The organism is Ammoniphilus sp. YIM 78166, from assembly GCF_004522215.1.
GTDB lineage: Bacteria > Bacillota > Bacilli > Aneurinibacillales > RAOX-1 > YIM-78166.
The window spans coordinates 226,664-252,939 of sequence record NZ_SDLR01000004.1; the positions used below are offsets into that span (position 1 = coordinate 226,664).

The window sequence follows — 26,276 nt, forward strand, 5'->3', positions numbered from 1 at the left end:
GAGCCGACTCCCGGTTTTTTTTCGTTTTACCTTTATCCATGATATAAATTGTAGATCTCTCTTTTGGGTACCTGCCTGTCTTCGGCCACCTTTTTGATAGCGTCCTTAGAAGTCAAGCCTTGGCTGATGTACGCCTCTACATGAGCCACAGGCTCTAACGGCTCCCACCAGCTTATAGAAGGCTCTTCTTCCCCTTGGGTATTTCCCTCCAGCACAACGGTAAACTCACCCCGAATTTGATCTAGCTGTTTGAGGTGATCGATCACTTCTTCTAGACTCCCGCGAATAAACTCTTCGTACTTTTTGGTAAGCTCCCGGGCTAGGGTTACTTGTCGGTTACCTAGTACCTCAAGCAGCTCCCCCAGCATCTTCGTAATCCGGTGTGGGGCTTCATAGAAGATTAAAGTTTCCTTATAGCCCTTCAACCGCTGAATCTCTTCCCGCAACGGCTTTTTATCCCTAGGCAAAAAACCAAGAAAAATAAATCGATCGGTGGGAAGACCGGAAGCAATTAAACCACTTAACGCAGCATTAGCTCCGGGAATAGGAATAACGGGAATACTCCATTGAACCGCTTCACGAACCAACTCATAGCCCGGATCGGAGATGGCCGGCATACCGGCGTCACTGACTAACGCGATTTTCTTCCCTTCTTGCAGCCACTGTAAAATGCCCTTCATACTAGCTTCCTTATTGTGTTCATGGTGACTGATGAGCTTGGTGTCAATTTCAAAGTGGGTGAGCAGCTTTTTGGTTTGCCGGGTATCCTCTGCAGCGATGACGTCAACCATCTTTAGGGTTTCTAAGGCGCGAACGGTAATATCCTGTAAGTTCCCAATCGGAGTAGCCACCAAATATAACTCCCCACGCTCCGACCTATCGCCGGTAAAGCTTGATTGTACAAACATATTAGACCCTCTCCTCCGTTCCAAAATAAATCTTTAATAGTTCCGGTGTATAAGAGCCCTTTTCATCATAGACAATCAAGGGTGGCAGCAGCTTGACATCAGGCTTCCCATCTCGAATCCCTTCGATTAGGACCATATTCGCTTCTGCTCCTGCCTTGGAGTGAACAAAGCGGATGCGCTTGGGCTCAATTCGGTGCTTACGCATCAAATCAATCAAATCGACGAAGCGAGAGGGACGATGAACCATAGCCACCTTTCCGCCGGATTTTGTTAAGTAAGCACTCACGCGAATGACATCCTCAAGAGTACAGTAAATCTCATGGCGAGCGATGGCAAAGTGCTCATTTTGGTTGACTTCTCCTGTTTGAGGAAGCATATAGGGTGGATTGCAGGTGACCACATCATAGGCACCATGACCGAACTGTTTAGGCGCCTCTTTTAAGTCCCCCAAATGGATATGTATTTGTTCTTGCAGATGATTAAGCTTGACGTTTCTTACCGCCATATCGTATAAACGCTCTTGGATTTCAAGAGCATCAATCACAGCTTTGCTTCTCGTGGACAGGAGCAAAGGAATTACCCCATTTCCTGTGCATAAGTCCATAATTCGACCTTTCTGGATCGGTAAGCTGGCAAAATGGCCTAACAGGACGGCGTCCATGGAGAAAGAAAACACTTCATGACTTTGAATAATCTTTCGTTGGTTCGTAATTAAATCGTCCACCCTTTCGGAAGGGTGCAAATGTATATCCATTCCAACACCTCAGTACAAAAATCAACTTTTTCCACTATACACCTTATTCTATCCATTAGAAAGAAAAAAGAGGCCTCCCTCAAAGGAGACCTCTACTTTACTTATTTAAGAACGAAAGACAAAACAAGCAATCTCCTTCTTTGCGAAGGCTTCCGAAATGCAGGTTGCAAATGTGGAAACCTTCCTGGTAGAGTCTAGCTAGGTTATCATAGCCTTCTCCGACTGCTACTTTTTGTTTTTCTTCGTGCTTGGCCTCTTTCTCATTTTCCTCCAGCAGAGAAGTAGCTTGGTTAAGCCGCTCTAACTGTAAGCGCAGGTGCTGGTTTTCTATGGTGAGGTTCTTGTTCTCCTCCAGCAATTCCACAATGCTTTCTCTCAAACTACCGACTTCCTTTAGCAGTTTGCCGATTTGCTCTTCAATATTGGTTGCCTGCTGAAACATTTTCTGTTTATTCATTACCCTCACCCCAACAGATACCTAGTTCACCTTCTCCATCTCCGTGATCTCCTCAAGCGTAAATTCTAGGGCTTTCCCTTGGTCGGGAACGTCCACTTGAACTAACCGCTCCAAGATATTGAGTCCCACTACACGCCCGTTTCCTAATGGCGTTACCACAAGCTGACCCATATCCGGCAAAGATTCTTTTGCACTCTCGTAGTTGTCATTCTCATATTTCAAGCAGCACATCAATCTACCGCACAGACCGGATATCTTTACGGGGTTCAGCGATAGATTTTGATCTTTTGCCATCTTGATGGAAACCGGTTCAAAATCACCTAAAAAAGTAGAACAGCATAGTATTCTTCCGCAAGGACCGATTCCGCCCAGCATCTTTGCTTCATCACGAACGCCAATTTGCCGGAGTTCAATGCGAGTACGGAAGACGAAAGCAAGATCCTTGACTAGCTCGCGAAAGTCTACGCGACCTTCTGCCGTAAAGTAAAAAATAATCTTGTTCCGGTCAAAGGTATACTCCACATCGATCAGCTTCATTTCTAATTGATGCTGGACAATTTTCTCTTGGCATACTTGCATAGCTTCTGCTGCCATTTTTTTATTCGCAGAAACTTGTTCCGAGTCTTCTGTAGTAGCCAGTCGGATGACTTTCTTCAGGGGGAAGACGACGTCATTCTCGGTGACTTGTTTTCTTCCAATAACTACTTGCCCGTACTCCACGCCACGTGCCGTTTCCACAATGGCATATCCGTTCTTCTCAACAGGCCACTCACCCGGATCAAAATAATATATCTTACCCGCCTTCTTAAAGCGGATACCCACTACTTCAACCAAACATCATCCCTCCTGTAGCTGAATAACCATCCTTTCGAGGGACAGCTGAGGATTAGTGTGGCGGCCAATTCGGCTTTTCGTTTCCATCACCACATCTATTCCCTTTAATATCCAAGGCCTACTGCAGCGTAGAGCTTGTCTCTGGATGGCATCCAATTGATCAGTATTCACAAGCTCTTGTTTACGATCTATCTGAAAATATAATAAGTCTCTATACCAATAGACAAGTAAGTCTAAGATGAAAGGCAAGCCCTGATTGCCTTGTTCATTTTTTAAGATCTTCTCTTGTATTGTAACTAGAGCATAAGATCCTTTGTCAAGTATATCTTCTGTTAATTGTAACACTAGGTTTCGATACTGTGCAAACCATTCTGATTGGCACCATTCCCTGGCCTGACCCAAATCCGCCGTTATTTGGCAGGCAATGCGCGCGATTGGCTCGTAATAGCCTTCTGACTTTAACCTTTCTACTCTGCTCTCAAAAGGAAGTTCGTCAAAATGGACGACCTGACAACGCGAAAGGATCGTGGGAAGGATCTGGTGTACATGCTCCGTAAGCAAAATTGCGGTGACCGGGTAAGAAGGCTCTTCTAGAAACTTCAACAGGCTGTTTGCCGCTTGAACGGTCATGCGATCGACATGCTGAATAATATAGACACTTAAAGAGGATTCTACGGCTTTAAACGAAAATCCTTTTTGCAACTCTCGAATCTGGTCAATCTTAATACTTGTACCTTCTGGCGTGACGATACGAAGATCCGGATGGTTGCCCGAATCAATGCGAAGACAATGATGACATTTCCCGCAAGCTTCCCCGTCGCTATCCACACATAACAAGGTTTTTGCCAATTGTATCGCCATCTTCAGCTTACCTACTCCTTGATTACCGGCAAAAAGATAAGCGTGAGCGACTCGGTTGTTCTTCACACTATTGTGCAAAATGGACGCTACTCTTGCTTGCCCTACTTGACTTTCCCAGCTCATATTCACATCACCACCTCTATTATACATCGAATGACAAATAGCCCGCTACGTTCCTAGCGGACTATCCCCTGAATAATCTTTATTGCCTGTTCTAATACTCGCTCAATGGATGGACTGGCATCAATCAAATGAATACGCTCTGGGAATCGCTGGAGCAACTCAAGGTATCCTTCTCTTACTTTATGATGAAATGCTAGATTTTCTAGGTCTAGGCGATTGACTTCTCTTTGTTTATCCGCTTCAATTCTCGAAAGTCCAAGCTCAGGCTGGATATCAAAATAAAGGGTAGCATCGGGGAGACCTTCCTCCACTGCAAATCGATTAATCGAATACACCGCATCCACTCCCAATCCACGTGCATACCCTTGATACGCCAAGCTGCTGTCGATAAATCGATCACATAAAACGACTTTCCCTTGCGAAAGAGCCGGGATGACCCGTTCCACATAATGCTGTCTTCTCGCCGCTGCATATAGAAGAGCTTCCGTTCGAGCATCCATCCTCGTATTTTTAGGATCAAGAATGACTTGGCGAATTTGCTCCGCAATATCGATTCCTCCAGGCTCTCGAGTCACGAGCACCTCATGCCCCTGCTCCTCTAAATAATGCTGAAGAAATGGAATCAGGGTCGATTTACCGGCCCCTTCCCCGCCTTCCAGACTAATAAATATTCCCGATTTCATACCCCATGCTCCTTAATCCTCATCGTTTTTGATAATCTTTAATGTTTTCAGTGTTGTATCTTCCACCCCATGAAATCGGCAGCCCATGCGTTGCAGCTCTTGGATATACTCTAGCATTTCTAGTTCTAATCGCTCTCCAGGAGCCACCAAAGGGATGCCTGGAGGGTAAGGAGTGATCATCTCGGCACTAATCTCCCCGACCGCTGCCTGAAGAGGGACGGAACTTGAAGCTCGCTGAAACACTTCATAAGGGCTTAAAATCAATGGGCTAGACAGAGGACGGTAGTGGACGGCTTGATTGCTTCCGGCTAATTGGGTCCGCTCCAATTGGTTGATTATGCTTAGGGTTCTTTTTAACTCATCATCGGTTGTCTTCGGTGATAAGGTTAATAATACGTGGTGTTCATCCGCAAGCTCAGGAAATACTCCCTGTTGTTCCAACCACTCTCGTAAGGCAAATCCGTGAAGCTCATGCGAATGCGTTCTTAGTGTAACTTTCAGCGGATCCAAGTAATCGTAATGTTCTTTTCCTTCCACCACCTCAAGCCAAGAAAAAGCCATATGGGCCAGCCCATCCTTTAATTGTGCACTCAAACGAAGGGACTGCCGCAGCTCTTGTTGTCCAACGTGTAAAACATAATGTCTCGCATGATCCAAAGAAGCCATGAGAGGATACGATGGACTGCTGGACTGAACCATTGTTAGAGCTTTGCGCAGTCGTTCTCGATTGAGTCGTGGACCCTTCACATGCAGCATGGAGGACATTGTAAGAGAAGGAAGCATCTTGTGCGTGGATTGGACAGCCGCCGACGCTCCAGCCTGCATGGCGGAGCCAGGCAGACCCTGGATCAAACCGAGGTGAGCACCGTGGGCTTCATCCACTAGTAAAGGGATCCCGTATTCCTCACAGAGCTCAGCGTAGGGCCTTAGATTCATTCCCATCCCATAATAATTAGGGTTCGTAAGAAACACCGCTTTTGCTTCTGGATGCTTTTGTAATTGGATCTTTAACTCCTGCAGAGAGACAGTCACAGGCAAGCCGGTTATGGGGTCCACTTCCGGTTGGAGATAAATCGGCTTGGCTTGGGCTAAAATTAAGCCGTTCATGACCGATTTATGAGCATTTCGCTGGACTAGCACTTCATCTCCTGGATGGCAAGCCGCGAGTAACATCGCTAGATTCCCTACCGTGCTGCCCCCAATTAAGAAAAAGGTCTCCTCCGCACCAAACGCTTCTGCCGCTAACTGCTGGGCTTCTCGTATGGCTTCTTCCGGGTGATGGAGATCATCCAACCCGGGTACCTCGGTGAGATCAAATGGATAAAGAGAAGCGAGTAAGCCTTCTCCCCTTCCTTTATGTCCCGGTACATGATACCTAATGGGATTTCTTTTTTGATATTGCGTAATCGCTTCTACTAAAGGCATTCGGTTTTGATTCATGCACTACGGGTACTCCTTCTTACTTAGCTTTATTTCTTTACTATATCATAAAGAAAACTTGGCTGGCGGCAGCCTTAATTGCACTATGCTTAAGAATTCAATATCATATATAAATTCTTATCTGCGAAAAAAAAGAGCTGTCTCACGTCAGCAAGACAACCCGTCACTTAAGCCTCTAATCTCCAGATGCTTTTCATCTTTTCAATGAAAAATGGATATTTGGCATCTAATGCATCCGTTTGAACCATTTCCTGCTCACAGGGCTGGCAAATGAATGAGTTCCAGATGGAGATTCCTTCTCTTTCTGTTTCACCGCATACGACACAACACTTTGATTGATTGGTTTCCATTTACATCATCCTAACCTGTTTTTCAACCATTATTATCTAGTATAGTGTCTTTTATACGTTATGTTCAGACTTTTCGACCAACTGAGACATATTTAAAACCTAGCTGATCCATCATGGAAGGGTAAAAAAGATTTCGACCGTCGACGATAAACGCAGATGGGAGCTCCGTTTTTAGCCGTTGTAGATCTACTTCCTTGAATTCTTGCCAGTCCGTTAAGATGACGAGCCCTTCTGTACGCTCTAGCGACTCCCAACAGTTCTTTGCCCATTGTACTTGACCCGCGTAAGACTCAAGGACTCCTCTCGATTCCCACTGCCGCTTTAAAGGTTCTAGCCCGAAAGGATCATAGAGCTGGATGTGTACGCCTTCCCCCAGTAAATCCTCCAGCACGGAGACCGCCTGTGATTCACGGACATCCTCGCTTCCCCCTTTAAACGTCACTCCCCAGACAGCCAGGAAACGTCCTTTTAGCTCTCCCCATTGTTTTCTTAACTGACTTCGCACCCACTGTCGCTGATCGTCATTAATCCGGGTCACCGCCGCTAACAAAGGCATCTCCAAATCTTGCATTCTCCCTTGTTCCATGAGCGATGCCATATCCTTAGGCAAACATGGACCCCCATAGCCAATTCCAGCCGCTAAGAAGGCTTGACCAATTCGAGGATCCATGCCAATGCCTTTGGCCACCGTTTGGATGTCTGACCCTAACACCTCACACAGCTGGGCCATTTGATTAATAAAGGAAATCTTCGTAGCGAGAAAAGCATTAGCCGCATACTTAATCATCTCTGCATCCCTTCTGCTGGTGAGCAAAAGGGGCAAACTGAACTCTGCGAGCAGATGACGCAACTCCTTGACTCGCGGATGATGGGGGTCTCCCCCCATTACGATTCGCGACGGCTGCCGAAAGTCTTCTAGCGTCTTTCCCTCACGCAAAAACTCAGGATAAGAAAGCACTTGAACGGCCTTCCCTTTCTCATTAAACCAGGCTTGAACCTGATCCCCTGTTCCCACTGGAACGGTGCTTTTTATGATAAAGCAGGCGTCTTCCCTTAAATAAGGAGAGGATTGCTCTACAGCTGCCCACAAAGGCCTTAGATCCGTCTTCCCCTCTTTTCCTTCCGGTGTTCCGACACATACAAACAGGTAAACTACTTCTTGAATGTCTTCGACCCGATTCGTGATATGAATTATCCCATCCTCTTTCACTTTTTCAAATGCCTTGACTAAGTCCTCTTCCGATGAAAAAAAAGAGCCCTCAGTCAAGGCCTGGAACCTAGCTTCTGAGGACTCAACCAGAACGACAGGAAAACCCCGTTCAGCGAACCCTACGGCAACTGCTAAGCCCACGTAACCTCCTCCAAGAACTCCTAACCTTTGTTTCATGACAGCTTCTTGACCTCCTGATACCTTGGTTGATCAGACTTGGGCGAAACCGGTCTTGACATTTCTTTATAGATGGCTGGGAAGACTTTCGTCATATAGGCCCAGAATTTAATAAAGGATTGACCCGTTGTCCGTACTTGGTAACGGATAGGAACCTCCACCATACGATAGCCTTGGCGAACAATGTTGAGCGTCATGACTTGAGCATAATTATAATCATGAACAATCTCCATATCTCTCAAAACCGGGCGACTGAACACTCGAAAGCCAGATTGCCCATCATAGATCCAACGGCGGAGCAGAATCATCTGGATGCAGGTGAAAAAATAGTTTCCAAGACGTCGATGGATCTTCATACCTTTGATTGTTCCCATAAACCGTGATCCCATAACATAATCCGCCTGATTCCAGAGGACGGGCTCCACTAACTCTGGGATCTGCTCGGCTGGATACTCATTATCTCCATCGATCATGACCGCCACATCAGCCCCTCGATCATAGGCATGCTTTAACCCCTTACGCACCGTGGCACCTAACCCACAATTTCCAGGCATATCCACCACTTCGTCCGCTCCGGCAAGCTTAGCCACTTCTACGGTTCGATCGGTCGATCCATCATTAATCACAATAACAGAAACTTCAACATCCGGTCTAAAATGACGAGGAACCTTCGCGATCACATGATGGATCGCTTCTTCTTCATTATGCGCTGGTATGATGACGATGCACTTTTTCTTTTTCATCTTGGATCCCCTCTTCTCTTAAGGCTTCTGTTAATACAGGCCCCCTTGACTTATTCGGATATGGAGCACCTAACAAATAAGCTAATGTTGGTGCAACCGATACTAGGGAATGCTTGGCATCCACTTTAACCCCTTGTCTAATGGCGGGTCCATGCATAATGAATGGAACAAACCGCTCTCCTTCATCTAAGTGTCCATGACCTCCGATTCCATCGGATTGTCCATGATCAGCGCAAACCATGAACGTCGTATTTCCCATGTAGCCCTTTTCTGTTAACCATTGGTAAAAGCCTGCGACATGGGCATCCGCTTCTTCAATCTTTTCACGGTATTCTTCGTATAGAGCACCTCGGCTGTGCCCTGTTTGATCCGTACTGATTAATTGAACAATCATCAGATCTGGATTTTTCTCTTCCATAATTTCTTTGGCTCGGTTGATTATCATGCCATCCACTTGATCATTCTTTGCCACTGCTGTATAGGTATCTACATCATCACCCATTGAATCCACGAGATGAGCGACGCCTAATAATCGGCCTTTTTTCCCTACTTTTCTCAAGCTATCAAAAATGCTTTCACAGGTGATCCCTAGCTTATACACCATATTGCTTGTAATCCCATGCTCTCTTGGATAAGTACCGGTAAACATGGAGGAAAAACAAACCACGGTTCTTGCAGGATAAACCGTTTCCATCTGATCGAATTGTGTTCCGTTCTTCGCTAACCAATCAAGGAATGGAGTTTTCGCTTCAGCCAACCGATCTTTACGACACCCATCGATGACAACCATGACAATGCGATCCGTTTTTGCAGATTCAGGTTCCACATTTTGAGTATAGGTCGGGATTTCTTCCGGCTTCCAGTTAAACAAGAGTCTGTGAAGAACGATACTAAACACCAGCACGGCTATAGAGAAAGCAAGCGTTGCAAGCCAAGGAATCGAGCCCTCAAGCTGGTAGCCATACGTATTTCCCTGAAGAACAGCCAATAGGGTAAGAAACTTGGGAATTTGCTCTTGAGAGTTTCCGCTGGTGGAATCACTGTTTTTTAGGACAAGCTTCCAAAACCTCGTAAAGTTCCACAGCGTTGTTCCAATCCGCAAATGATAATAGATGGTCCCCCAAAAAATGACGGTAAAAAAGAAATACATGCCTAAAGCAAACAAAGTGAGCTCGATGGAAGGTCCCCCGTACAGAAGAAAGGCCCCTATAAAAGGTATCCATAAATATTTTCTTAACGTGATTGGGAAGTCGAATATAAAATAAATAGCTAAAAGCGGGGCAATCGACAACAACCCGATCCCAAATGAGCTCCAAAAGTCTCCTTCTTGCCAGTCGGCAAAGTGAAAAAGCAAGAAAATCCCGATCACATAGACGGGGGTAAAAGGCTTGCCTTCGTTTAACACGTTCCAGCATCTTGCTGCTACTTTTTCAAATTTAGAAGCTTTCTTCATCGTTTTCTGGCCTCTCTTTCTTTTTGTCTAACACCAGCTAAGACCTCTTTCCACTTCAGCTTCAAAGTAAAGAGAGAGTAAGCACCCAGCGTATAAGAATAGATAAATTTAAGCCCATGGCTCATGATGGCAATTTCTAGCGCAGTGGTCATGGTTAATCCGACTTCCTGGAGTAGCCAAGACATGACACTTTCATAGGTTCCAATCCCTCCAGGAGTCACATGGAAAATTTGACCGGCTATAGTGACGGCATTGATTCCTACGGCTAAAGAGAACGGAAGCTGCAAGTGAAGAGCTTGAACCACGCACCAGAGCACAAAGCCTTCAAGAACCCATCCCGGAAAAATCCAAATCCCCGCATAGAGGAGCTTGCCAAGTGAATGTTGTTTCCCTCCCCAACGATTCCATAGAATCCAGCTAAGTATCATCATACAGACGAGAGGAATAAGGATGCCGGGTGAGGATAGAACAGGGATTTTCAATCCCCAGGCTGCTAGGTAGGCTAACATCAATAAGGAAGCCAAATCAAGCCAACGGCTATAGATCACCGACTGTGTAGCATCTCTCCAGTTCAGGCTAAAGGACCGGTTTAGTAAATAAATTCGTGCTCCATCCCCTGCTTTAATAGGCAGAAGATGATTAACTAGGAGCCCGACCATGTGAAAATGAAACAAGGTTAAGGCTTCCTTCTTGCTTTTGCCTATCAAGATGGCCCAACCGATACTACGCAGATAGAAAGCGAAGCTATAAGTTAAAACAAATAATACAATATACCACCATTGAGAGACTAACAGCTGGACAGCGTCCTTGATTCCGCTATCGCTTAGATATGTAAGACTGATATAAACAAACCAAACAAATAACAAAACACTAATGGCTTTTTTCATTAATCCCTCGATTTCAGGTATGGCAGCAGACTCGGCAGCCCCTCATACAGTGTGATGTCGTGGTAGGTTGGGTACAAAACCTGGCTCTCCTGGAAGGAAGTCACCCGTTTTAGATGTGGAAGCAGTTCTTCCTTGTAGAGCCCAAAGCCCTCTAGTACTTGACTCGTTAACAACACCTTGACCTCGCGATTCGCATGCATTAAAACCATCTGCCTAAAATAAGCTGGTGACTTCAAACGCTCTGCATAATAACTAGGTGCATAATAGTGGAGAATTCGCTGCTCCTCCCACGTATAGATCACCACATCATCGGGATCATAATGATCCTGGATATAATCAACGAGTTGAATGGTCGGGGGAATCGTCTGCCGGTAACGCTCTGCCCAATGCCATCCATTCCATCCATAAACCAAGGATAACAAGAGGATAAAAGGAAGGACGATCTTCCTCTTGCAGAGCCAAACAGCCACAAGAAGAACCAGCGGAACAAGAATCAAGATATGTCTAGGTTTATCCGCATTTTGTGCGAGTATGGACCAAGACAGGTAAGGTACAAACAGAAGGGCAAAGAACAAAAGAGAAACCTTCTGTTGCACGCTCCTGTAAACAAGAAGAAGACCAGCAAAAAACAACCCACCTAATAACCAAGAAGCCCCTTCGAAGTCTTGTTTTAATCTCCCTACCGCCCCCATCATAAGGAGATACTGACCCACTACTTGTCCCACACGTTCATGGAAAGCTAGGTCAGAGTCAACCACCGTTCCTCCCCACTCGGAAAAATGTCCTTGGGTAAACGATAGGCCCATTTGCAAATAGGGAATCATCCCCCCTTCATGATAAGCCGTTGGAAGCAACCAAACGGAAACGGAAAAAATTCCGGCCACTAGGAAGACCGCATAGCCTTTCCATGAACGAGGCAATAAAAAGAGAAGCAATAAAAAAGCAGCAGCAAACGGAAAATAGGACAAACGAACCCCCATGGCCAACCCAAAAGCAATGACGGCGATCGTACCCATCGTCCATTGCTGAACCCTCCCTCTTTCCTCGTAAACCGTAAGGGCCAAGAATGCGAGCGCAACATAAACCAGCAAGATACCCGGCATATCCGACATGGGCTGTAGAGAATACAGCCATAACAGGGGATTCAAGGATACTAGCCAAGCAACCATCCACCCGGTCAGAACATTGGCGATACGACTTGCCAGGATGTATACAGGAACAGGAAGGAGAGCTCCACTAACCGCGCTGAGAAGAGATAAGCTTAGAACAGGATCTTGAGTCCACAAATGGATAACATAGGCACCTAAGATCAGCACGGGATAGCCTGGAAAATGGGGCTGCATAGCCAATACATTAAAATCAACCACACCTAGGGCGAAGTCAACTGCATCAAAGCTGTCAGCAAACCGTGCGATAAAAGGAAATCGAATTCCAAATCCGATGATGACCAAAAAGAAAAGAGCTATGACCGAGCGGTTCATCTATTACGCCTCAATATATTATGATAATGATTTTCATTGTTATTATAGGGGTATATATCCCATGTGTCAATGAGTGAATTAAGGAAAAAAAGCCAACCCCATAATAAGGGTTGACTTAGACGATAAATGCTTTGATTAAAACTAAAGAAACCAAGCCGGGAAGCCCAAGAAAACCGGACATCGCTGCTGTAATAGGGTTTATCGGAATAGAGAAATCGTAATTACCAGCGATAGAGTTAAAAACAAATAACAATACACCTCCAATGGCTACCTTAAATAAGCCATAGCCTATCCATCGTACTGGACTCCACACCGATTGACTCACCATAACTGCAATAAAAAGAATGCCTAACACGGCAATCAACCAAACCATTGAAGCACTCACGTCCACAGCCTCCTATTCCAATGCATGAAGTTTTTTCTTTTTTGCGATTTGATAAAGGAACATATACCTTCTTTCCAAAATGTCTACATGCTCCATCTTATTTCCGTTTTCATCTTGATCAATCTGGCCAAATAGCCACTGACACTTGGCTAATTCTACCCCATACAATAATCGTCTGCGCTCTTCCTGTATGATTCTTTTAACTTGTAGGTTTTGCTTTACTTTCTTAAGCATAGATCCGTCCCTCCTCCATACTACAAGGTATGCTTGTCTACAAAAAAAAGAACTAGTCATAGACTAGTTCTTACAGCTCTCTTCGGCCCTCTAACGCCTTCGTTAGCGTGACTTCATCTGCGTATTCCAGGTCCCCTCCAACAGGTAGACCATGAGCAATCCTCGTTACCTTAATACCGAAAGGTTTAATAAGACGAGAGATATACATCGCCGTCGCTTCCCCTTCAATATTGGGATTGGTAGCCAGGATCAATTCCTGGACTTGATCATCCTTCAATCGATTCAGCAATTCAGGCAGTCGAATATCCTCAGGACCAATCCCCTCCATCGGAGAAATCGCCCCATGGAGTACATGGTATTTCCCACGGAATTCCTTGGTCTTCTCCATAGCGATCACATCTTTAGGATCTTGAACGACACAAATACAAGAGGCTTCCCTGGATTTATCACTACAGATATAACATGGGTCCACATCCGTGATATTTTGGCAATGAGAGCAATATAATAAATTTCGCTTGGCATTTACCAATGCCTTGGCTAAATCCATGCAATCATCTTCCTTCATCGTAAGGACAAAAAAAGCTAATCGAGTGGCCGTCTTAGGGCCTATTCCTGGGAGTTTGCTAAAACCTTCAATAAGCTTGGCTATGGGTTCTGGATAGTACACTCTAACACCCTAGAACAAGCCAGGAATATTCATTCCGCCGGTCAGCTTGCCCATTTCTTTACTGTTAATTTCATCTACCTTCTTCATAGCATCATTAATCGCAACTAACAACAAGTCTTGAAGCATTTCAACATCCTCAGGATCGACGACTTCTGGCTTGATCTTAATTTCCTTCACTTCTTTATGTCCATTGACGATAACGGTAACTACTCCGCCACTGGCCGTTCCTTCTAGTGTTTTTTCTTTTAGCTCCTCTTGAGCCTTCATCATCTGCTCTTGCATTTTCTTTACTTGCTTCATCATATTGTTCATATTACCCATTCCACCACGCATGTTTATTGCCTCCTTTTAATCTTTAATGTGAATAAGATCTTCCCCTACGAGTTTAATCGCTTCTTCAAGAAAAGGGTCAGATTCAACTTGCTTAGGCTGTGCTTGTTGCTGTACGGGCTCTGGGGAAACATATGCTTGAATTTCTTGCCATTGGTTCTCCATTAAGGTTAACAAATCAAGCGGCTGTCCCCATACCGACTGCAACACTTCCTCAATAATCTGGCGGTGCTGCGGCTTTTCTGTGGTTTCTCGATGGATGGCACTTTTGAAGCTGACAACCAGTCCTCCCGCCCCCACCGCAACCGGCACTCCATCCAGGAGCCAAGCATGCACTTGGATCTTCTTTTTCTTAATCTTATTTAAGATATCTGACCAAGCCTGCATAATCTTTTGCAAAGATTCCGGGTTGGATTGTGAAGCAGCTTCCTTAATCCGGTGCTCCGAAATTTTGACTGTGGAAGGCATCGCCATTCGCTTCGGAGCTTCTTTACGTGCTTCAGGCTGCGCTTCCGTCTGGTTGGCTTGGACGGTACCAACTTGGCTTAACTTTTGCTCGAGTCGCTGTATACGCTGTAGAAGCTCTTGTACAACCGCAACATTTCCTGATTGATCATCTTGAGAAACGGGAGATTCTTCACTTACTAATCGAATAAGCCCCATCTCTAACACGATCTTAGGATGACTGGCCCATTTCATGTCTTGACTAACTTTATTCAGCTTTTCAATTATAGAATATAAAAATACCGGAGAAAAGGTTGAAGATAAAGTTTGGAACCGCTCATCGCCAGTCACCCGATGCTGTAGTTCATCTAGTGTGGGGGCGGTCTTAAATAGCAATAGATCTCGGAAATACAGGAGAAGGTCGTGTAAGAATTGCTCTGGATTCTTTCCCTCTGCGATCACCTGGTGCAGAAGCTCCATTAATTTAGCAGCGTCGTTGCGACTAACAAGCTCCGCTACCTCCCCCAGGATAGTCTGAGAAACCACCCCTGTAACTAACACGACATCTTCCACTTCGACGGTCGTGCCAGAATAAGAAAGAACCTGGTCAAATAAACTTAAAACATCCCGCATCCCGCCCTCGGATACTCTCGCCATAAGAGCCAGTGCTTGATCGCTAATGCTCACATTTTCCTCTGCAGCAATAAACCGCAAACGATCCATCATCGCCTTAGCAGATATACTTCGGAAATCAAAGCGTTGGCAGCGAGAGATAATGGTCGCTGGTAACTTATGCGGCTCCGTTGTCGCTAGAATAAATAGCACATGTCCTGGCGGCTCTTCTAATGTTTTCAACAGAGCATTAAAAGCTTCTGTTGTTAACATATGGACTTCATCAATAATATAAACCTTAAATCTCACTTCAGTCGGGGCATATTTAACTTTATCTCTTACATCCCGTATCTCTTCTACCCCACGGTTTGAAGCCGCATCAATTTCGATTACATCAACGACTGAGCCCTCAGTGATCCCTCTGCATGCAGGGCATTCGTTACAAGGCTCTGGTGCAGGGCCATTCTGACAATTCACAGCCTTCGCTAGAATCTTCGCCGCACTCGTCTTCCCTGTCCCTCTAGGGCCACTAAATAAATAGGCATGCGAAAAGCGTTGCTCTTTTAGCGCATTCTGTAACGTTCTTGTTATATGTTCTTGACCCACCACATCGTGAAACGTCTGTGGACGGAATACCCGGTATAACGCTCGGTATGCCATATTGGACACTCCAAATCTATTATCAATAGTAATAGTATACTATACCTCATTTTGTTTTAACAAATCATCCTATGCATAATAAAAGGACTGTCCTAAAAAAGGACAGTCCCTTATGAAAATTTATGCCGTGCACCTATTGTCGATACGACCAACCAAGCGTTACTTGTGTAGTTAGCTCGAACCAGGCTACCCTGCGGCACACAGGATGATCCACTTATGGCTGCTTCCTTCCGGACCTGACCAAGTTCATGGGTTCCTGTTGCGCAGGACCCGATTGTCAACACTACTTGCACAAGGCAGACCTTACATGAATCGCACCTTCAATAGGAATTCAACCCCGCTAAGGCGGATTGCGGGTTACAGGGCACCGCCATCTCCCCATCTAGCACGACAAAATTATACACTTAGTTAGTACAACCTGTTGTGGCTGTTTCCATAGCATAACATAAAGATAAACAAAGTTTCAAGGTCTAAGAAGCAACAAATTTATGGTAAAGCTTGAAATGAGAAATCCCTCTACACCGTTAGGATATAGAGAGATCGTGGCTGAACCTCATCTTATCTTGACCCTTAGTATATGACACGGGTTGGTTCTCTATTCATCTATTTCACTTCATCCCCTAAAGAATGGCATCGCACTCCGTAATCATAATAGATAAATGCTTCATAAGATCAACCTCATAATAGGATGGTAGCTCATGACCGCTCGGATCTTTGATTACTCTCACTAACGGGCGACTAGGCGAATGCTCATTATACCCAATGACGACAGCTGTCTCTCCCGTATTTAACTTTACAGTAACGCCTATAGGGTATATGGCTATCGTTTCACGGAACCTTTCTACAGCTGTTTGTTCAAAGTGGGTATTCGTATCCGCATAAATGATTTCCATTGCTTCGTGTGGAAGCATAGCTCCACGATAACAGCGATTAGTCGTCAATGCATCAAACACATCTCCCACCGCCATCGTTCTTGCGTATAAGTGAATTTCCTCCCCTTTTAAGCCTCTAGGGTACCCCTTCCCATTCCATTTCTCATGATGCTGAAATGCACAATGGGCCGACAGGAGAGGAACATCAGCTTGTTTTCGCAATAGATCAAAGCCATCTTCTGTATGCTTCTTAATAAATTCAAACTCCTCTGCTGTCAGTTTTGCAGGCTTATGTAGTATTTCCGGGGGAATCAGCATTTTTCCAATATCATGGAGAAGCCCGCCCAGCCCCATCTCATACAATTGTTTCTCGCTGAATCCTCTCTTAACTCCTAAGGCTATACTGTATAACGTAACATTTAAAGAATGTGAAAAGACATAATGATCATGAACTTGAATATGGGATAATAAGTTCATAAGGGACTTGGTCGCCTTTACTTCACTAATCAGCATGTCGAGTATCCGTTTAAAGTCCTTCATCATTCGCGATTCGAACATAGAAGCCTTCTGGCCACTTTGGATGATCTGGAAATGGTGATGAATCGTCTTAGTAGCCTCTCTGCGAACCTCCAAGGGAATGGAGTCTTCCACCAATAGATCTTCCGTAGCCTTGTCCTGTATATATAAATGAGTCACTCCCTGATCGGCTAAACGCTCAATAATTTTGTTTGTCAGCTCGAAACCTTCCCCCAAAAGTTTCCTGCCACTCTCATGAAAAACGGTCTTAGCTAATACCATCCCCGATTCACAGTTGATTATAGATACTAATCTCATAATAATCCCCTTTTCATGATCTCCCACCTCATCCTAATACTAATTGATTTTTATTATGGCTGATAGGTGTTTTTTCGATAAAAAATGACAAAGGAAAAAAATTATGATGACCATTGCCGTCAGATCACTTATAATACTAATAGCTAAACTAACGGTTGTTTAGCGTTGAGAGTTTTGGAGTCCACCAAGGGCTCCTTTTTTTGTATGTTATTTCCACAACACGCTCGACAAAACGAACAAACATGTTATAATGTTCTATAAATAGAACAAAACAGGAGGGGAAGCCCCTTGAACACCTTGACTTGCAATTACCGTTTTGACACATTACATCCTTACATAAATCCCATCAACGAACTATACTTCTATGATCCGCTAACCTATCAGCATTCTTATAACGTGATGATGTATTCTTCTTTGGCAGCCAATGAGCTAGGCCTTTCGGAACCTATACGTCGCTCTATTGAGCTAGGTGCACTGCTCCATGATATAGGAAAGTTAATGGTACCTCGGGATATCCTGCTTAAACCAATACGGCTAACCACTGAGGAATTTGAGATAATGAAGAAACATCCCCAACTGGGTTATCATCTGATCAAAGATAAATTTCATTGTACCGACCCCATCATCCTAGATATCATCCGTTTCCATCATGAACGCTATGACGGGGCAACCTCTGGTTATCCTCTTCAGCTGAAGGGTTCTGAGATTCCATTAGCAGCTCGCATCGTTTCCGTCGCAGATGCCTATGATGCCATGACTTCTGCAAGAAGTTATAAGACGGCTAGAGAGAAAAGCTGTGCTCAGCAAGAGTTACGAAAACATAGCGGTACCCAATTTGATCCGATGATCGTGGAGGTACTTCTTGATGTGTTGCATGACCATACGCCTGTACCTAGCAATATGTATTTCGCCTCGTGAGTGAAAGAAATGATAAAAAAGAGGGTGCCCTAAATTTAACTGGGTCACCCTCTTGATCATTTTATGTATGGCGGAGGCGAGAGGATTTGAACCCCCGCGACGCGTGAACGCCCTAGCTGATTTCGAGTCAGCCCCCTTCAGCCTCTTGGGTACGCCTCCATGTTTCATTAACACCATCCATTTTAACAAAGATAGTACGTGGGTACAAGTTTTATTTATGGTTGTATAACCAAAACACGGGAGGAATAAATAAGCCACGAGGTTCGGGAGCAGGCCATGATGATAATGAAAGGCGTTAAATTGGGTCCCACCACCTTTGAATTATTACCGGTTCGGGAGCAAGTTGCTTGATTTTGTGATCAAATGACCTGATTTATTTGGAATACTACCAGGTATGTGAGCAAACGGCACTTCTTTGTGAGCATCCGGACCAAAGCAGTTGACATGCGGTCCCCAACCTGCCCATCTTGAGAAAAAAACTTAATTACTTAAGAAATCAGCTTGAAATGAGCGGCTCTAAATCGAATTTTAGACTGCACTTCAAAAAAACCAGGATAAAATCACTCAAAACCTCTAAAAAGTTTAGCAAGGACCAGCTTGAGAAAGCAGTGGAGAGAATCTCGTCTCCACTGTTATCAAGTCTTAATGTAAATGGATCGAATAGAAGGCCCTCTCCGTTTCAATTGTAAATCCATTCTCTTCTTTTCTTGTGGAAACCTTCCCGTATAAAGGTATTTCATAAACGTTTTGTGGAAGTTCTTCTTCGCCGTTAGCACTTTGAATCTTCCCTTGTCCGTGAAGAATGAACTCTTGTTGAGCTAAATAGCCATCGGGGTCCGCCTGTTCATGTGTGTTCAATGTAACTTTATCTAGCCTGATATCGACCTTGTCCATGTCTGCGACTTCATTTTTCCCGATGGATAATTCTCCTTTGTGAATCGTGAGGGTGCTCCCTTTGTGCGTTTCTAACCATTCTTTAACTTCATCTACGCTCGGAATCATGATCAACGACCTCCTGCTTAGTTATAGGTATTATCATTCCAAATTTTTTATAAACGTAGACAGGAAGTAAGTTGTTAGCAACTAGTCCAAGTTACTTCTTTTTTCTTCTCAACTCTTGAAAGAAAGACTTTAAGATACCAGAACATTTTTCCGCTAGCACGCCAGAACTGACTTGGACTTGATGGTTAAACCGTTCTTCTTGCAACAAATTCATAAGGGTGCCGGCGCAACCAGCCTTGGGATCCGATACCCCATATACGACCCTATCTAATCGAGATTGCACAATAGCCCCTGCACACATGGGACAAGGCTCTAACGTGACATAGAGAGTACTATTCAATAACCGCCAGCCCCCCAAACGTTCGCTTGCTCGTTTTATCGCGATAAGCTCTGCATGAGCGGTGGGGTCTTTGGTACTTTCTCGAAGATTATATCCCCTTCCAATCACTTCCCCATCCCTCACGATAACTGCGCCGATGGGGACTTCGCCAATGGCTTCCGCTTTTTCTGCTTCTTCTAACGCTAATAACATATATTTTTCATCATCAGGGATCATCACCAGCAACATCCTTCATTAATTCATATGATCATAATAAGCTTCATCCTCAAGATCTTCCACTATTATATCCCATGTCCATTCCCCATGATCATTCTGGTGGATATAAATATTCGGCTCTTCCGTCATTTGTCTAAGATAATGCTGAAGCGCAAAACGAATCTCTTCTGGACTTGCTTCTTTTTCTTCATTCCCATAACGAATTTTCATAAACTCCGATACAATGGTTTTCACTTGATCTTGTGATAATCGGTTCCCATAGAACTCCAAAAACCATCCCTCCCTTTTCATCTGTCTTTGCTAGTGTTTCACAAGGAGATGAAAAAAAGCATGATCCGATTCGGATCATGCTTTTGTTATTAGTTCTATGGGATCAACAACGTTTGTCCTGGTTGGATTAAGAAGCCTGCTTTAATTTTACCCTGGTTTGCTTTCATGATCTTGGTAAAAGCTGTTCCTTTTCCGTAGTGCTTTTTCGCAATCGCCCAAAGGTTTTCACCTTTTTGCACGATGTGAGTTTTTGCAGCAGGTGTAGCCGCAGGAACTTGTTCTTGTACTGGCGATTTTTCAGGTGTTACCACTTTAATAGGAGCTGGCGTAGGAGCCGGTGTAACGACAGGTGCTGGTGCTGGCTTGCTTTCTCCCAGTGCAGCAGCGCTTAAATCAATTTTAAACAGGCCAAATCCTTTGTCATCTACTACACCTGTATACGTGATTTGCTTCGTTGTTTTCGCTAACTCTTCTCCCTTAGGATTGGAAGGGAATACGGCGTTCACATTTTCAACAGGTGCGAATTTCCAGTTATGATTGACAGAAGCATCGACGACTTTATGCGTTCGAACATATTCTAATACGGCCTGGCGGTTAGAATCTGGAGCGCTCAGAATGGTGTTTACTCCACCTGGGTTCATCAGCTTTCCTGTGCTGGCACGATAGTCATTGGTTGCTACAATAAATTCTTGGTTAAGATCAATCGCCTTTCCATTATATTGCAGGTTCTTGATTCGGTTAGCATCAGGGTTAATGACATTTTGTCCGCCGTCATACTTCGCTGGTTGAGTCACATCAATCTCAAAAGTCACTCCATCAATAATATCAAAGTTATAAGTGGGGAACGTAGAATTGATTAGGTTTTGCTCTTCCGTCTTGTTAGGGTCAATTTGGTTAAACTGTCCAGCAGACCATTCTAACCATTCTTTAATGTCCGATCCTTTAACTTTAATGGCTGTTACCACATTGTTATCGTACAAATACAGGTCCGCGATATTCTTGATCGAAAGGGTTCCGGAAGCTACGTTTGTGTAGTTGTCTACTCCGCCACGTCCCGCTTTAAATGGAGCTGCTGCAGATAGGACCGGTAGCCCCTCGTGCTCGGTTCCTTTAATCGCATTCTGTACATACCATGTTTGAGCGCGATTCACGATTTCCATGGAGGCATTGTCTAGAACAAGAGCAAAGAACGTGTTCAAGTCACCCTTAAGTTCTCCTACTGGGCTCGCCATGTACTCAATAGTCGCTTGGTGTTCAACCTTTACTGCCTCTTCAATGTTTTTGTCGGAATCCGCAGCCGATTCTTTATTCACGACAATCGGACGCAGAAGGGCTTTACCTTCGTTTACCTTCCACTTGCCATCTACTTTCTCGATTTGCAAGTCGATCAACCCTAAGTTATCTCCCCATGAACCTGGCATTAAGGTTGGTACACCATTTATGGTTCCATTGGTGTTGTCAATGCCATTGCCATCTGGGAACACTTTGTTTCCTACAGCTGGGAACTTTTGATGTTGGTGTCCCGTAACGATGGCATCAATGCCTTCCACTTGGCTCAAATAATAGCCCGCATTCTCCATTCCCTCAGTATAAGGCTTAAGATTTTGGTTCTGGTCGAACTCGGCTATACCGGAGTGAGCAAGGACAACCACGAGGTCAGCACCAGCTGCTTTCATTTGTGGGACAACTTCCCGAGCTGATTTAACAATATCTTTCACATCTAGTTTTCCTTCAAGATACTTCTTATCCCAGCTTAAGATTTGTGGAGGTACAAATCCAGTTACCCCAATCTTTATCGTATGGGTTTCTCCAACGGTGTCTACAACCTTACGCTCAAGAATCGTGAAAGGGGTAAAGTAATTCTTACCGGTTGCCTTGTCGATGACATTCGCGTTGACATAGGGGAATTGCGCCCCAGCTAGTGTAAGGTCCATGAACTCTAAACCGTAATTAAACTCATGGTTTCCTGGAGTTCCGGCATCGTACTTTAATAAATTCATGGCTCTCATCACAGGATGAACATACCCTGACTTCACTAAACCTTTGTTCTCTACATAGTCGCCTAACGGACTTCCTTGAATCGTATCTCCATTGTCTAGAAGTAGATTATTGGGGTTCTCAGAACGAGCGTGGTTAATCAAAGTAGCAGCCTTAGATAACCCAAAAGCGTTGGTTACTCCATTGCTGTAGTAATCATAGTTTACAATGTTGGCATGGATATCGGTCGTTCCAATGATTCGGAAGTTCACAATATCCTGATTTGCTGCATAGGTAAAGTTCGGGCCAGCAAATGGAGCGACTAGTCCTAAAACAAGAGTTGCGCTTACCATTGCTTTCTTCTTTAACAATGTTGACTTCTTCTTCAACGTGCTACCCCCTCAATGGATTAAATTATCATGTATTGTCTGACATCTGACAATAATTAAATTCGACAGGGTTCATCAAAATCCTTTTTTACATATGTAAATTTATTGTAAAAAAGAGACTGCGATTGGCAGTCTCTTTTCCCATTGATTATCGTTGTCCTTTTTCATACGGCTTTCCGACAGCCGCTGGCGCATTGGCTTTACCGACAAGTCCTGCAAGTGCCAGGATCGTAAGAATATACGGCAGCATGGTTAGAAAGTCTGCCGGTATGTATTTCGTCAACCCTAAAACTTGTCCTACAGCAGCGAGTGCTTGTGCCATACCGAAAAAGAGGGAGGCTCCTAGCGCCCCAATCGGATGCCACTTCCCAAAGATCAAGGCAGCCAAAGACATAAACCCTTGCCCTGAAACCGTACTATGCGTAAAGTTGTTGGTAATAGCTAAAGCAATCGTTGCTCCACCCGCTGCGGCGAAAGCTCCGCTTAACAATACAGCGGTGTACCTCATCTTTATAACGTTTACACCGAGTGTGTCGGCGGCTTTAGGATGCTCTCCCACTGCTCTTAATCTCAATCCGAAAGGCGTCTTAAAAAATATATAATAGGTTACAAACGCTAAAATTACGGCTAGGTAAGACGTTGGATAAGCAATAAAGAACATTTTGCCCAGATAGGGTATATCCGAGAGAAAGGGTATCGCGATCTTTTTAAAGGGATTTTGAATCGTCGTGGTTTGAGCTGCTCCATTAAACAGCTTTTTCAGCATGAAGACAGCGAAACCAATCGCCAAAAAGTTGATCGCGACCCCGCTTACCACTTGGTCTGCACGAAAGGAGATGGACGCCACGGCATGAGGCAGAGCAAACAAAACCCCAAACAAAATGGCAATCGCTAGTCCCAAGTAGGGAGCAAGCGGTCCAAGTCCTAATGCTTCCCCAAAAAAGATTGTCGTAACGGCAGCGGCAAACCCACCGGAAATCATCAATCCTTCTAAACCTATGTTGACCACACCGGACCGTTCCGAAAAGGCTCCACCTAATGCAGCAAAGATCAAAGGTGTTGAGTAAACGATTGTATTGTGGATAATCGTTGTAAGTATATCAAGTACGGTCATATTCCTTAGCCTCTCCTTTCGGCTTCCGGCGTGCCCATTTAACCAGCCATTTTACAGCACCATTAGCGGCCACGAATAGAATGGTAACTGCAATGACAATCGTAATAATTTCGGTGGGGATATGGGCTTGATGTTGCATATTGTTGGAGCCATATTGTAACGAACCAAATAAAATCGCAGCGAGAACAATGCCGATTGGATTATTAGAGCCTAAAAGAGCGACGGCAATTCCATCAAATCCATATCCAGGAGAAGCGGCATTAATGGCCATATAGCCATAAACACCCAAGCTCTCGGCAGCTCCACCGGCCCCAGCAAACAAACCGCTGATCATCATGGAAGTAACCAAGTTTCTAGGCACGTTCATTCCTGCATATTCTGAGGCAAAAGGATTATAACCTACCGCCCGCAGTTCATAGCCCCAAATAGTCCGCCAAAGAACGATATAAAATAAGAAGGCGAATACGAGAGCAATGATAATCCCTAAGTGGATACGAGAGTAATCAAATAAAGCGGATAGCGGTTCGAAACTAAGAGAAGCAGAGCTCTTAATTTTCTCTGTTCTTTCCGAAGCGGACTTCAGATAGGTGCGGATAATATAATTCACACTGATTAGGGCAACATAGTTAAGCATAATGCTGGTAATGACTTCATGTACATGGAGCTTCGCTTTTAAGAAACCCGGAATGGCAGCCCATAATCCACCAGCCACACATCCCGCCAAGAAAGCAAATGGCGCATGAATATACCATGGTAAATCAAATAGGACCCCTACGGCTACCGCAGCTAAAGAACCAACAATAAACTGTCCTTCCACGCCGATATTGAATAGTCCCGTACGAAAAGCGAAAGCCACAGCTAACCCCGTAAAGATTAAGGGGGTCACTTCCCGAATCGTCTCCCCGAGGTCGTAGAGTGAGCCAAAGATTCCTGTAAATAACGCTCCATAGCCAACAATAGGGTTATAGCCACTAATGAGCATTAAAACGGCCCCTACAAGCAAACCCAAAAGGACGGCAATTAATGGTATGAAAAATGCTTGTTCCTTCTTATCAGCTGCCAACAATTTCACCTTCTTGCTTGTCTTTTCTTCCTCCAGCCATAAGGAAACCTAATTCCTGTTCTGTCGTTTCTTTCGGATTCACGATAGCAACCAATTTCCCTTCATAGATGACGGCGATTCGATCGGAAAGCTGCATAACCTCTTCCAGTTCAAAAGAAACCAAAAGAATGGCTTTTCCCTGATCTCTTTGTTCAATCAAACGTTTATGTATAAACTCAATGGCTCCTACATCTACTCCGCGAGTCGGCTGAGCCGCGATGAGCAGCTTCGGATCTCTATCGATTTCCCTGGCGATAATCGCCTTCTGTTGATTTCCTCCAGACAAAGAACGTGCCAATGTCTGTTCACTTGGCGTTCGGACATCATACTCTTCAATTAATTTTTTGGCATAGCTAAACACCGCATGATAATCAACCAATCCACTCTTAGAAAAAGGTTCCTTATAATACGTTTCTAACACCATGTTTTCCCCGATGCTAAAATCAAGGACTAATCCTCTCTTATGACGATCCTCCGGAATATGAGAAACACCTGCTTCAATTATCGTTCTAGGGGACCGATTCGTCAGGTTTTGATTGTTTAAGGTGATAGTCCCAGAGGATACCTTCCGTAGGCCCGTAATCGCTTCGATCAATTCGGATTGGCCGTTCCCGTCCACTCCAGCAATACCGACAATCTCACCGGCTCTTACCTCTAAGTGAATGCCATCTAGTACATGGATCCCTTTTTCATTGGATGATTTTACATCTTGCATACTTAAGACCACAGGGCCAGGCACAGCCTCTTGCTTCTTCACTTCAAACGAAACTTCTTTTCCAACCATCATGGCCGCAAGCTTATTCGGGTTCGTCTCATTTGTCGCTACCGAACCCACGACCTTTCCCCTTCTTATCACGGTCACCATATCGGATACCGCCATAATTTCTTTTAGCTTATGGGTGATGAGTATAATGGATTTTCCTTCTTGGACCAGATTTTTCATGATGACCATGAGCTCTTCGATTTCCTGGGGCGTAAGGACAGCCGTAGGCTCATCAAAAATTAGAATCTCGGCTCCTCGATACAATGTCTTTAATATTTCCACCCGTTGTTGCATCCCCACCGAGATCTCAGAAATTCGAGCATCCGCATTCACCGACAAACCATATCGCTCGGAGATCTCCACGACCTTTTTTCTGGCTAATTTGCGATCAATGGATCCATTCTGAGTAGGTTCACTTCCCAGGATGATGTTTTCCGTAACGGTAAATGGCTCCACAAGCATAAAATGCTGATGAACCATACCGATTCCCAATCGATTGGCATCGTTCGGGCTTTGGATTCTTACTTTCTCTCCGCGAATCAGAACGTCCCCTTCATCCTGTTCATACAAGCCGAACAGGATATTCATCAGCGTGGATTTTCCAGCTCCATTTTCCCCTAGCAGCGCATGAATTTCCCCTTTTTTTACTGCAAAGGAAACATTATTGTTGGCGATGATACCAGGAAATCGTTTAGTAATTCCCCTCATTTCTACAACTATATCCGACATGTTTCACCACCCCTTACATTCCAACTAAACTAAAGAAAAACTTGGCTGGCGCTAAGC

27 protein-coding genes, 1 tRNA gene and 1 other RNA gene are annotated in these 26,276 nt (G+C 44.5%); 1 reads left to right on the top strand and 28 read right to left on the bottom strand.

All coding sequences use genetic code 11. From position 1 onward, the window contains the following. Window positions 1–32: 32 nt before the first annotated feature. The 20 genes from rsmI to EIZ58_RS17820 all read right to left on the bottom strand — a co-directional run bounded on the left by rsmI (window position 33) and on the right by EIZ58_RS17820 (window position 17,399). Window positions 33–908: a 16S rRNA (cytidine(1402)-2'-O)-methyltransferase gene (gene rsmI, locus EIZ58_RS17725; protein WP_134702224.1), complete on the bottom strand. Its 876-nt coding sequence runs from the start codon at window positions 906–908 to the stop codon at window positions 33–35. A gap of 1 nt (window position 909) precedes the next feature. Then, window positions 910–1,656: a tRNA1(Val) (adenine(37)-N6)-methyltransferase gene (locus tag EIZ58_RS17730; protein WP_205672278.1), complete on the bottom strand. Its 747-nt coding sequence runs from the start codon at window positions 1,654–1,656 to the stop codon at window positions 910–912. 103 nt (window positions 1,657–1,759) lie between these two features. Next, window positions 1,760–2,119 (bottom strand): DNA replication initiation control protein YabA, encoded by a 360-nt coding sequence (gene yabA / locus EIZ58_RS17735; RefSeq protein WP_134702226.1) that lies wholly within the window; start codon window positions 2,117–2,119, stop codon window positions 1,760–1,762. A gap of 21 nt (window positions 2,120–2,140) precedes the next feature. After that, window positions 2,141–2,953, bottom strand: a complete 813-nt coding sequence (locus EIZ58_RS17740; RefSeq protein ID WP_134702227.1) for a PSP1 domain-containing protein — start codon at window positions 2,951–2,953, stop codon at window positions 2,141–2,143. 3 nt (window positions 2,954–2,956) lie between these two features. Continuing rightward, the gene (gene holB, locus EIZ58_RS17745) at window positions 2,957–3,937 is read right to left on the bottom strand and encodes a DNA polymerase III subunit delta' (protein ID WP_134702228.1); all 981 of its coding nucleotides are present in this window, start codon (window positions 3,935–3,937) and stop codon (window positions 2,957–2,959) included. Window positions 3,938–3,990: 53 nt separating this feature from the next. After that, window positions 3,991–4,620, bottom strand: a complete 630-nt coding sequence (gene tmk, locus EIZ58_RS17750) for a dTMP kinase (RefSeq protein ID WP_134702229.1) — start codon at window positions 4,618–4,620, stop codon at window positions 3,991–3,993. A 12-nt stretch (window positions 4,621–4,632) separates the two neighbouring features. Next, on the bottom strand, window positions 4,633–6,060 hold the full coding sequence (locus tag EIZ58_RS17755; RefSeq protein ID WP_240689161.1) for an aminotransferase class I/II-fold pyridoxal phosphate-dependent enzyme: 1,428 nt from the start codon (window positions 6,058–6,060) through the stop codon (window positions 4,633–4,635). Between the two features lie 167 nt (window positions 6,061–6,227). After that, window positions 6,228–6,410 carry a sigma factor G inhibitor Gin gene (locus EIZ58_RS17760; protein ID WP_134702230.1) on the bottom strand — a complete coding sequence of 61 codons (183 nt, stop codon included), beginning with the start codon at window positions 6,408–6,410 and terminating at the stop codon, window positions 6,228–6,230. Between the two features lie 64 nt (window positions 6,411–6,474). Then, entirely contained in the window at window positions 6,475–7,797 is a 1,323-nt protein-coding gene (locus tag EIZ58_RS17765; RefSeq protein WP_134702231.1) for a UDP-glucose dehydrogenase family protein, read from the bottom strand. Beyond that, window positions 7,794–8,540, bottom strand: coding sequence for a glycosyltransferase family 2 protein (locus EIZ58_RS17770; protein WP_134702232.1), 747 nt, complete (start codon window positions 8,538–8,540; stop codon window positions 7,794–7,796). Before EIZ58_RS17770 ends, EIZ58_RS17765 begins: the two co-directional genes overlap by 4 nt. Continuing rightward, window positions 8,500–9,993 (bottom strand): alkaline phosphatase family protein, encoded by a 1,494-nt coding sequence (locus EIZ58_RS17775; RefSeq protein WP_134702233.1) that lies wholly within the window; start codon window positions 9,991–9,993, stop codon window positions 8,500–8,502. The genes EIZ58_RS17770 and EIZ58_RS17775 overlap by 41 nt, the downstream gene beginning before the upstream one ends. Then, window positions 9,990–10,880 carry a lysylphosphatidylglycerol synthase transmembrane domain-containing protein gene (locus EIZ58_RS17780; protein ID WP_134702234.1) on the bottom strand — a complete coding sequence of 297 codons (891 nt, stop codon included), beginning with the start codon at window positions 10,878–10,880 and terminating at the stop codon, window positions 9,990–9,992. Before EIZ58_RS17780 ends, EIZ58_RS17775 begins: the two co-directional genes overlap by 4 nt. After that, entirely contained in the window at window positions 10,880–12,361 is a 1,482-nt protein-coding gene (locus tag EIZ58_RS17785; protein ID WP_134702235.1) for a hypothetical protein, read from the bottom strand. The genes EIZ58_RS17780 and EIZ58_RS17785 overlap by 1 nt, the downstream gene beginning before the upstream one ends. Before the next feature lie 115 nt (window positions 12,362–12,476). Beyond that, entirely contained in the window at window positions 12,477–12,746 is a 270-nt protein-coding gene (locus EIZ58_RS17790; RefSeq protein WP_240689163.1) for a pro-sigmaK processing inhibitor BofA family protein, read from the bottom strand. Between the two features lie 12 nt (window positions 12,747–12,758). Beyond that, a complete protein-coding gene (locus tag EIZ58_RS17795; RefSeq protein ID WP_134702236.1) occupies window positions 12,759–12,980 on the bottom strand; it encodes a hypothetical protein in 222 nt (73 codons plus the stop codon). Window positions 12,981–13,050: 70 nt separating this feature from the next. After that, a complete protein-coding gene (gene recR, locus EIZ58_RS17800; protein ID WP_134702237.1) occupies window positions 13,051–13,647 on the bottom strand; it encodes a recombination mediator RecR in 597 nt (198 codons plus the stop codon). Between the two features lie 9 nt (window positions 13,648–13,656). Continuing rightward, entirely contained in the window at window positions 13,657–13,980 is a 324-nt protein-coding gene (locus tag EIZ58_RS17805; protein ID WP_134702238.1) for a YbaB/EbfC family nucleoid-associated protein, read from the bottom strand. Between the two features lie 15 nt (window positions 13,981–13,995). Then, window positions 13,996–15,693, bottom strand: a complete 1,698-nt coding sequence (dnaX, locus tag EIZ58_RS17810) for a DNA polymerase III subunit gamma/tau (protein WP_134702239.1) — start codon at window positions 15,691–15,693, stop codon at window positions 13,996–13,998. A 125-nt stretch (window positions 15,694–15,818) separates the two neighbouring features. Beyond that, an RNA gene (gene ffs / locus EIZ58_RS17815) (signal recognition particle sRNA large type) lies at window positions 15,819–16,084 on the bottom strand. A gap of 229 nt (window positions 16,085–16,313) precedes the next feature. Beyond that, window positions 16,314–17,399, bottom strand: a complete 1,086-nt coding sequence (locus EIZ58_RS17820) for an HD-GYP domain-containing protein (RefSeq protein ID WP_240689164.1) — start codon at window positions 17,397–17,399, stop codon at window positions 16,314–16,316. Window positions 17,400–17,687: 288 nt separating this feature from the next. Between EIZ58_RS17820 and EIZ58_RS17825 the strand changes: the two genes are divergently transcribed. After that, window positions 17,688–18,317, top strand: coding sequence for an HD-GYP domain-containing protein (locus EIZ58_RS17825; RefSeq protein ID WP_134702240.1), 630 nt, complete (start codon window positions 17,688–17,690; stop codon window positions 18,315–18,317). A 68-nt stretch (window positions 18,318–18,385) separates the two neighbouring features. Here the strand turns inward: EIZ58_RS17825 and EIZ58_RS17830 are convergent. The 8 genes from EIZ58_RS17830 to EIZ58_RS17865 all read right to left on the bottom strand — a co-directional run bounded on the left by EIZ58_RS17830 (window position 18,386) and on the right by EIZ58_RS17865 (window position 26,219). After that, window positions 18,386–18,476, bottom strand: a tRNA-Ser gene (locus tag EIZ58_RS17830). Window positions 18,477–18,959: 483 nt separating this feature from the next. Beyond that, window positions 18,960–19,319 (bottom strand): protein YmzB, encoded by a 360-nt coding sequence (ymzB, locus tag EIZ58_RS17835; RefSeq protein ID WP_134702241.1) that lies wholly within the window; start codon window positions 19,317–19,319, stop codon window positions 18,960–18,962. 91 nt (window positions 19,320–19,410) lie between these two features. Next, window positions 19,411–19,875, bottom strand: a complete 465-nt coding sequence (gene tadA, locus EIZ58_RS17840) for a tRNA adenosine(34) deaminase TadA (protein WP_134702856.1) — start codon at window positions 19,873–19,875, stop codon at window positions 19,411–19,413. An 18-nt stretch (window positions 19,876–19,893) separates the two neighbouring features. Then, on the bottom strand, window positions 19,894–20,145 hold the full coding sequence (locus EIZ58_RS17845) for a hypothetical protein (protein ID WP_167577778.1): 252 nt from the start codon (window positions 20,143–20,145) through the stop codon (window positions 19,894–19,896). Window positions 20,146–20,240: 95 nt separating this feature from the next. Beyond that, window positions 20,241–22,511, bottom strand: a complete 2,271-nt coding sequence (locus tag EIZ58_RS17850) for a bifunctional 2',3'-cyclic-nucleotide 2'-phosphodiesterase/3'-nucleotidase (protein WP_134702243.1) — start codon at window positions 22,509–22,511, stop codon at window positions 20,241–20,243. Between the two features lie 148 nt (window positions 22,512–22,659). Beyond that, complete coding sequence (locus EIZ58_RS17855) at window positions 22,660–23,625, bottom strand: ABC transporter permease (RefSeq protein WP_134702244.1); 966 nt, start codon at window positions 23,623–23,625, stop codon at window positions 22,660–22,662. After that, window positions 23,612–24,697 carry an ABC transporter permease gene (locus tag EIZ58_RS17860; protein ID WP_370297718.1) on the bottom strand — a complete coding sequence of 362 codons (1,086 nt, stop codon included), beginning with the start codon at window positions 24,695–24,697 and terminating at the stop codon, window positions 23,612–23,614. Before EIZ58_RS17860 ends, EIZ58_RS17855 begins: the two co-directional genes overlap by 14 nt. Beyond that, a complete protein-coding gene (locus tag EIZ58_RS17865; RefSeq protein ID WP_134702245.1) occupies window positions 24,678–26,219 on the bottom strand; it encodes an ABC transporter ATP-binding protein in 1,542 nt (513 codons plus the stop codon). The genes EIZ58_RS17860 and EIZ58_RS17865 overlap by 20 nt, the downstream gene beginning before the upstream one ends. Between the last annotated feature and the right edge of the window lie 57 nt (window positions 26,220–26,276).